Annotated in this window: 7 protein-coding genes and 1 pseudogene; all 8 read left to right on the forward strand. The window is 58.3% G+C overall.

The window, feature by feature from the left end:
* Window positions 1-651: 651 nt before the first annotated feature.
* Window positions 652-2,580 (forward strand): ParB/RepB/Spo0J family partition protein, encoded by a 1,929-nt coding sequence (locus MUU53_RS12225; RefSeq protein ID WP_247261129.1) that lies wholly within the window; start codon window positions 652-654, stop codon window positions 2,578-2,580.
* A 68-nt stretch (window positions 2,581-2,648) separates the two neighbouring features.
* Window positions 2,649-2,828 carry a hypothetical protein gene (locus tag MUU53_RS12230; protein WP_037093574.1) on the forward strand — a complete coding sequence of 60 codons (180 nt, stop codon included), beginning with the start codon at window positions 2,649-2,651 and terminating at the stop codon, window positions 2,826-2,828.
* 624 nt (window positions 2,829-3,452) lie between these two features.
* On the forward strand, window positions 3,453-4,691 hold the full coding sequence (repC, locus tag MUU53_RS12235; RefSeq protein ID WP_247261130.1) for a plasmid replication protein RepC: 1,239 nt from the start codon (window positions 3,453-3,455) through the stop codon (window positions 4,689-4,691).
* Entirely contained in the window at window positions 4,691-5,194 is a 504-nt protein-coding gene (locus tag MUU53_RS12240; RefSeq protein ID WP_377307345.1) for a thermonuclease family protein, read from the forward strand. The genes repC and MUU53_RS12240 overlap by 1 nt, the downstream gene beginning before the upstream one ends.
* A 394-nt stretch (window positions 5,195-5,588) precedes the next feature.
* Entirely contained in the window at window positions 5,589-5,921 is a 333-nt protein-coding gene (locus MUU53_RS12245; RefSeq protein WP_247261131.1) for a DUF736 family protein, read from the forward strand.
* A gap of 119 nt (window positions 5,922-6,040) precedes the next feature.
* Window positions 6,041-6,247 (forward strand): antitoxin VbhA family protein, encoded by a 207-nt coding sequence (locus MUU53_RS12250; protein WP_102022172.1) that lies wholly within the window; start codon window positions 6,041-6,043, stop codon window positions 6,245-6,247.
* Between the two features lie 53 nt (window positions 6,248-6,300).
* Window positions 6,301-7,377, forward strand: a complete 1,077-nt coding sequence (locus tag MUU53_RS12255; RefSeq protein ID WP_037093581.1) for a Fic/DOC family protein — start codon at window positions 6,301-6,303, stop codon at window positions 7,375-7,377.
* A 221-nt stretch (window positions 7,378-7,598) separates the two neighbouring features.
* Window positions 7,599-7,958: pseudogene (locus MUU53_RS12260) on the forward strand (ArdC-like ssDNA-binding domain-containing protein); the annotation flags it as partial.
* Between the last annotated feature and the right edge of the window lie 78 nt (window positions 7,959-8,036).

An 8,036-nucleotide genomic window follows, 5' to 3' on the forward strand; every position in this document is an offset into this window, starting at 1 on the left:
ATTGTACCTAGATGGGTTCATTTGTTGCTCAACGACCTGAAGTTTCGCTGGAGTGTCCACGGCTTGCTTCATCTCAGCGCTGTATACGCCAATTGCTGACAGCGCGCAAACTGGTGGAGTGAGTTGATGCCCAACTGGCGTCATACCGGCGTCAGTAAGACATCAACTGGAATAGTCTTCCTAGGTTCTCAAAAATGGATGTGAGAATAGCCTTCAAGAAAGGCGCCCTGCCCGAGGAGCGGAGCGCTCATCACTCGGAGCGCAGCGGGCAGATCCATCGTTTCATAACCTGGTTCAGAAGACGGAGAACCGGCGTCGCCGGTTCGCATCCACAAGGAGCGGCCGGGATCGGCCGCCCATCGACCCTACCCTGTACCGCTCTTACGATAGGTCGCCGATCGCGCCAATGGGCAAGCGCGCAAGCGCTGTCGCTCGTCAGGAAAAACGGCTTTCGCCGTCAGGCCGGCAAACCTTCCGTTTTTCCTTCCTCCCGCCCCATGACCCGATCGGCGTCCTAACGGGAGCGGGCTCAAGCCCTCCCCCTTCGTTCCGCCGGATGTGGGGGCACATCCTTCGAGAACGAAGGCAGAGGCTTCGCCCACTAGCGGGGCTTGCTCCCAAGGGAAACGGGAAAAACTGGAGCAAGAGACCATGAGCGACATCATCGCGATAGCATTGAACAAGCTGGACGCAGATCCGAAGAACGTCCGGAAGACTTACACCAAGGAGAGCATCGAGAGCCTGTCGGCCTCGATCCTCGCCAATGGCGTCATTCAAAACCTTGTTGCGCGCAAGGCATCCAAGGGGAGATACCTCGTAACCGCTGGCGGTCGGCGCCTTGCAGCCCTCAATCTTCTGGCCGAACGGGGCGAGATCACGGCTGACTACGCTGTAAATGTCATTGTCCGGGAGGTGGGTGACGCCACGGAATTAAGCCTGACCGAGAACGTGATGCGGGAAGCAATGCACCCCGCCGACCAGTTCGAGGCATTCAGAGCGTTGTTCGATGAGGGCAAGTCCATCAAGGACATCGCCGCCCGGTTCGGGACAACCGAAATCATCGTCAATCGCCGTCTTGCGCTGGCGAAGGTTTCCCCTGTCCTGTTCGCGGCGTTCCGCGCCGAGGATATGACCTTTGAGCAGCTTGCCGCCTTCACCATCACCGACGATCACGCTCGACAGGAAGAGGTTTGGAATGCCCTCCCCTCATGGGATCGCAGCGCCAACACAATCAAGCGCCGTCTCGCCGTGGATGAAGTCCCTGCAAGCGACAAGCGGCTCGCGCTGATCGGCGGTTTAGAGGTTTATGAGGCGGCTGGCGGTCCAGTGCGCCGCGACCTGTTTGCCGAGCAGGGAGGAGGCTTTGCATGCGATAGCGGCTTGCTTGAAATGCTGGTTGCCGAGAAGTTGGAGGTCGAGGCGGAAGCCGTGAAGGCCGAAGGCTGGAAATGGGTCGAGTGGTGCGCTCAGCAGCCGGATAACATCTATCAGATGGCCCGGGTTTACCCGCAGCGCTTGGACCTAAGCGATGAGGATCAAGCCAAGCTTGACGCTCTGACCGAGCGTTATGACGAACTGGCGGCGCAGATCGATGCGGATCAGGAGGATGAAGGTGCAGAGGCCGCCTTGTCCGCCGTCGAGCAGGAAATTGCCGTCCTGCAGAAGCGCGAAGAAGCCTATCGCGGCGAAGACCTCGCAATGGCAGGGGCAATCGTCACAATCGACCATTGGGGCAAGTTGTCTGTGCTGAGAGGCCTTGTCCGCGACGAGGACAAGAAGAAGGCCGAGGCCACGGAAGGGAAGCAAGGCGGGGCGACCGAGGAGGCTGACGGCGCTTCGAAATCTAGGGGGCTGACCCATTCAGCCGCATTGATTGAAGACCTGACCGCTCAGAAGACGGCGGCACTTCGTGTCGAGCTGGCGAACAATCCCGACATTGCGCTTGTGGCGGTCGTCCACGCGATGTTGCTCAAAGTGCAGTATCGCACGGCATGGGGCATTCCCGGCCACCAGAGCGCGCTTGAAATCTCTGTCACTCATGAAGTGCTGGACGGTTCGATGAAGCGTCCCGCCGAGAACAAGGCCCTTGAGGCGTGGGGAAGCCTTGAGGAAAACTATGGGCATCGGCTTCCCGGCGATCCTGCTGACCTTTGGGAATGGCTGATGGATCAATCGCAAAGCGAATTGTTGCAGCTTCTGGCCTATGCCGCCGCCCATTCCGTCAATGCGGTTGAGAAGAAGTTCAGCAGTCGCAGCCAAGCGCTGGCCCATGCAGACCAGATGGGCCGCGCATTGAACGTGGACATGCGTGACTGGTTTGAGACTACGGCGGAAAGCTATTTCAGCCACGTCAACAGGCCGACCATTCAAGCCGTTGTTGCCGAGGTGCGCGGCGAGGATTTCGCCGCTGGTGTTGGCAACATGAAGAGGGGCGAGGCTGCGGAGTATGCCGCCAAGTCCATCAAGGAGAGCGGTTGGCTTCCACCTCACGTTCGGATCGCGTCTGACCCCGACGCAGAGGGTGAGGCTGAAACCTCAGAGGACAAGAACGAACACTCGTTCCCGATGGCAGCGGAATAATCCCGCCGCTGCTTTCCGCCGGTTACGTCCTCCAGCGTGACCGGCTCCCCTATTCCAGAGGATAAGCCATGCTTGATTCCGTACCTGATCCGACCCTTGCCGCCGAAAGCTGCTGCCAGCTAATCAACGCCTACCTGAACGATCCGGAGCATGTTGATTGGGATGACGTGCAAAAGGCACTCGATACAGCGCTAAAGGCCTTCGATCTACCACCGACCTACATTGAGGAGGCTATTCAGCGCGGCTGAGTTTACTGCAAGATCGCACCTTAGCGCCCGCTTTGGCATCGAGCCAATGCGGGCGCTTTCGCAGGTGCCTGGGAGGCAGAAACGTATCGGGGGACGGCACATCAGGCCGCTTGTTGAGAGGAGGCCCGCGCCCCCTCCTCTCAAACTCTCCTCCCCACCCGGTTGAATTTCCCCAACAATAACGGGGGTAAATCCTACTCTGGAAATGTTCCAGATTTCAGCGTGAAGAGAGGGAAGACTCGGAAAAGCATGCTAATAAATTGAAATGTAAGCGCTATTTCAGATGTCGGCTGAACCAGCGCAGCAGCGCGGAAATGTGTCAACTTGCATCAATTCGGTATCTCAGGCTACAAATCGTAACGAGCGGAACCGTAACCGATTCCGACTCACACATTCTAACAGCTTTTTGGAGATCACACCCGGCCCAGAAAAGAAAAACCGCTCCCGAAAGATCCGGAAGCGGTCTGCAGTTCGAAAATATAAGCAAAATCGTTCTCGCAGACCTCCCCTCCGATGTCAATAATCAAAACACCTTTTCGGTGAACGGCGGAGCTTTGTCTGGCCTCTGACAGGAGACGGACGATGGGGGAACCCACACTACAAAAGCGGCCGAGAGGTCGCAGAATGACGAAGGAGCGAGCCGAATTCCGGCGACTGGCGCAGTCAACGGAAATCAGATCTGTTACCCGCGGACAGCTTGCGGTGCTCGCTAAGAATCTGATGACGATCGGAATGATCACGACCTCAGAATATGCGTTGCTCGAGGCTATCATAACGACTGCCAAGGCCGATGCCTTTGACAAAGGCGGGCGCCCGATTGTCTACAAGTCGAACCGACAACTGGGGTATGACATCAACAAGTCACCGGGACGCGTAAGCCGAATTCTCTCCCGATTGTACGACCTCGGGCTTGTCACAATGCAGGACAGTGCAAATTTCAAGCGCTACCCGATCCGGGACGGCGAAGGAGATATTGCCGACGCCTGCGGCATTGATCTGCGCGTCATGATCGCTCGGCACCATGAACTTGATCAGCTGGTGCGCCAGAAGCGGGAAGAGATTCGAGTTCGCGACAACGCAGCGCGTCGCTTCCGTGACGCTCTGCGTGCCGCGAGGTATGCTCTCGTGTCCTCAACCGAACGAGGCGAAGTCATTCTCGGGCGGATCGGGTCCCGTGTTGAGAAGATCGCGGCCTTCATCGGATCAGCCAGGTACGCACCGGCCCAAGTCCTCCGGAAGGCAACAATGCTTTTGGAGTGGCTTGCCGACCGACTGCGCAACGTGAAACGGACCCCGCGAACTTCCGGCATAGATGCAAATATGACATGCACGGATGTCGAAAACGACATGCACATACAGATTACAACCCCGAAGCCTTTTGAGCCTCGTAATGATGAATGGCGTTCGGCTAACGCCGAACAAGTCAGCTCACTAAAGGCTGGCTCCGCCAGCAAGAGGGCTTTTGAAGCAAGCCTGGGGAGCCGTTCGCGCCAAAGCAATAGGCAACTGCAGGTGCGGCCTTCACTTGTGGCGCTGGAAGATGTGTGGCGGGCTACGCCAAGCCTTGCCGAATATGGCTACCAACCCCCGCGTAGTTGGGCGGACCTGGACCGGATCGCTCCTAAACTTTGCCGCATCGCCGGCGTGTCCGAGGATGCGCGCCAGCGGGCCGTGGACCGAATGGGCCAGCAGGCGGCTGCCGTTGCTATCGCTCTGACGTTTGAGAAATACACGCGGGCCGAGATCAGCTCGCCGGGCGGGTATTTGCGGGCTATGACCGACCGCGCCGCGAGCGGAGACCTTCATCTAAACCGCTCCGTCTTTGGGCTGGCAGCCCGCAACTCGATGGAGGCACACTCGTGATAGGAAATCGCTTGGTTGGAGCCGCGCTGGCCGCGCTTTTGTTCACCGCGTCTTCTGCAGCGGCCGACTATTCAGGCCGGGCGCGAGTGATCGACGGTGACACCTTCAGCATTCGCCAACAGAGGATCCGTATCGCGGCCATTGACGCCTGTGAGCGGGATCAGACTGGCTCCAAAAACGGTGTGATATGGAATTGCGGGATTGAGGCACGTCGCTTCCTCGCCCGCATGATCGATGGCAAGCATGTCCGCTGCGTTGAAGTCGATCGAGACCAGTACAAACGCCTTGTCGGCCAGTGCTTCATCGACAACTCGGATATTGGCCTTGAAATGGTGAAGGCGGGCCAAGCCAGCCTCCTGTTGCGTTATCTGCCAAGATCTCACCCGATCGACCTGGACCAGTATCGCCGCGCCGAGGCAAGAGCCCGACAGCGAGGCCAAGGCTTGTGGGGTGCTCAGGTTGAATCACCCTCCTCCTATCGCCGCAGCCATTCCGGCAACTGAACGACTGGCGGCGCAGATATGGGCAACAGATGGCGAGATCTCATGTTTTGGTGGAACTCTTGGTTACCCCAGCCTCTTGTTTCAGGCTGCTGGTTCGGCTGCAGTCAGCACAATCCCGCCCTTGACCTGTGCCGATGTCCCATTTGTCGAGGTGACGTATTGCTGCAAGCGCTCAGGCCCCACACCTCCAAAGTGGTTGCTCTTGATGCCCGTTCGCACGGCGACGCGGTTGGCGCAAAGCCGTTCGCCTCCAAATTTTCCCCGCCTTCGGCTTCCTCGCGAAACAAAATTTGTCCCCGTCCAGCCTCCTTCGCTGCGCTCCGGCCTGCGGTGCGCACCGCTTTTGCCGTGCCTTATGAACGATCATCGCAACCACCATAGAGGAGTGATTAACATGAGCATGACCAACTTCATCCAGTTCGACAGAGACGACATCGACAACGCCAAAGGAACCGGCCTCATCTCCACCATCGACCGGGACCTGGACATCAAGGTTACACCTTTCGACTCCACCAACGAAAAGGCTCCGACGCATCGCGTCTATGCCAAGTCACCTCGCGGTCACGACATCGAAGTTGGCGGCATCTGGAAGAAGACCAGCGGAGAAGGGAAGCCGTACTACACCCTCTCCATCAAGCGCCTCGGCTTCAACGCCAACTTGGGCCGCTACCCCGGTCAAGATGACTTGGCACTGCAGGCCATCATCGAATGGGAACCCCGCGATTGATCGCTCTGGGAGGCCCGATCTCTGATCGGGCTCCCACCATAAAAGAGCCGCTTACCCCGCATTCGCTGGATATTCGGCTCTTTTTGTGCTAAGTGGAACAGTAACTGGAGGCTCTGCCAATGAACGTTCATGCCCCTCGCCCCGATCGCTCTCCGGAAGCTGTTGCAGCACGGAAGAAGGCTTCAGATCAGGCACGCGCTGCGAATATGCGGCAGGGTTACACCGGTGACCCGGTCTTGGAAGAAGCGAAGGCCCGCTACGTCGCGGGGGACATCACTTCCGAGGAAATGCGCCAAGAGATGCTGGCCCGATTCAAGCGGCCTTAATCATCACCTAGACATTTGTAGCGGCCGCCTGTGAACTCAGGCGGCCTTTTTGCATGAGGTTTCGCTTGGCCCGCGATGATGAAGCCAAAGGCTCCTACACCTATCCAAACACTTCAGAGGATAAGGACTTCAGGGATGTTCTGAAGAACAAGCTGGATATCAGGAGCCATTCGGCGCTGCGTGAGGCTGAATACGCTTTTACTGCTTTGAGGCAAACAGAGCTGGCTGAGGGAAAAGGCCCGACCGGTAATCACGACGCAGCGCATCTGAAGGCTCTACACGGCTACATCTTTCAAGATGTCTATGAATGGGCAGGTCATACGCGAAATGAAAGTCCTGTCGTCGATGGGCAGCGGGTAGAGCCTGTAGGAGGGCTTTCGAAGGGCGGCACGACGTTTCTGCACGGATCGCGGATAGAAATGGGTCTCAACGAGGCGCTGAGGCCTGCTAGAGACGTTCAGGGCCTTAAAGCCGCTACACCTGAGCAGTTTGCCGAGAAGGTTGCCCACGTCCTTTCTGAGCTGAATTACGTTCACGCTTTTCGAGAAGGCAATGGAAGGGCAAACGAGGCGCTGGTGGTCTCATTGGGCCGCACCTACGGACATGACATCGACCTTACCGTCATCACTAAGCCTCGCATGATCGAGGCATCCATTGAGACCACCAATGATCCGTCCAGTCCGGCGATGAAGCACCTCATCCAGGATGCGATGGATCCTAACCGCCGCGAGGCAATCCGCAGTGCCATGTCAGATCTTGAGCAGGCTGGCGAGAAACCCTTTGAGCACAATATCCGCACGGCTCGCCCGGGCGAAGTGATCGAAGGGCAGGTTCTCGGGTATGACAATCGCGTGGCGAGTCTCGTGACCGACAGGGGGATTGTGGCCGTTGACCGCGCTGACCTTCCCGAGCGGACGCCTCCTGACGACGAGGAGGTGAAGTTCGCCGCTGGATCTGATTTCAAGACTTTGGGGCGGCCGGAACAGGTCCAAGATGCCCAATCGCAGCCAGGTCAGCAAAAGGCCCAAGAGCCTCAGTCGCAGCACATCAACGCCGATCTTAAGGCTATCGAAGCGCAGCAGCTTGCCGATCGCCAGCGAAACCGCGACCAAGACGACCGAGAGCGCTGACCTGCGGCCCGGTCGCTGCAGTGAGGGCCTGTGTCATTGGCCGGGGTGCCGGAGCTCTGCGCCTTCCCCTGTCCGTTGGATGATTTGACGGACAAACTACGATAGCCCCTCCCCCATCCAACCGCTTGCGCGGTCCTACACTCCGTTGCGGCCCTACGGGTGCATGGGGTCGTTTCGCTATCTTCGGATCTTTGCCGTCAACCAACGAACAGGAGACGGCGATGCAGAGCGTAAAGGACACCTACCAGCGGATCACCGACACCATCATTCAGCAGCTCGAGGCCGGCACCAAGCCTTGGATCCGGCCATGGCGCGGAAACAGCCGCAGGTCGGCTACGCCGCTCCGCGCCTCCGGCGAAGCCTATCGCGGCATCAACGTGGTCATGCTGTGGCTCTCCGGGCAACTCGCCGGCTACGACGAAAACACATGGATGACTTACCGGCAGGCTCAGGAGCTCGGTGCTCAGGTCCGCAAGGGCGAACAAGGAACCCTCGTCGTCAAGTACGGCACCTTCACGCCGAAGGAGCAGGATGCGGACGATCGTGCAATCCCCTATCTCAAGGGCTACACCGTCTTCAACGGTGCGCCGTAACGGCGAAAGTATGGGAGTGTCACGATGAGTGAATGAGCTTGCTGGGATAGCTCATGCCTGCCGAAC

The sequence above is a fragment of the Affinirhizobium lemnae genome (genome assembly GCF_022968395.1).
In the GTDB taxonomy this organism is placed as follows: domain Bacteria; phylum Pseudomonadota; class Alphaproteobacteria; order Rhizobiales; family Rhizobiaceae; genus Neorhizobium; species Neorhizobium lemnae.

Bases quoted from the DNA above. Each gene is read 5' to 3' on its own strand.
- MUU53_RS12225 (WP_247261129.1), top strand. From the start codon at position 652: ATGAGCGACATCATCGCGATAGCATTGAACAAGCTGGACGCAGATCCG.
- MUU53_RS12230 (WP_037093574.1), top strand. From the start codon at position 2,649: ATGCTTGATTCCGTACCTGATCCGACCCTTGCCGCCGAAAGCTGCTGC.
- repC (WP_247261130.1), top strand. From the start codon at position 3,453: ATGACGAAGGAGCGAGCCGAATTCCGGCGACTGGCGCAGTCAACGGAA.
- MUU53_RS12245 (WP_247261131.1), top strand. From the start codon at position 5,589: ATGAGCATGACCAACTTCATCCAGTTCGACAGAGACGACATCGACAAC.
- MUU53_RS12250 (WP_102022172.1), top strand. From the start codon at position 6,041: ATGAACGTTCATGCCCCTCGCCCCGATCGCTCTCCGGAAGCTGTTGCA.
- MUU53_RS12255 (WP_037093581.1), top strand. From the start codon at position 6,301: ATGAGGTTTCGCTTGGCCCGCGATGATGAAGCCAAAGGCTCCTACACC.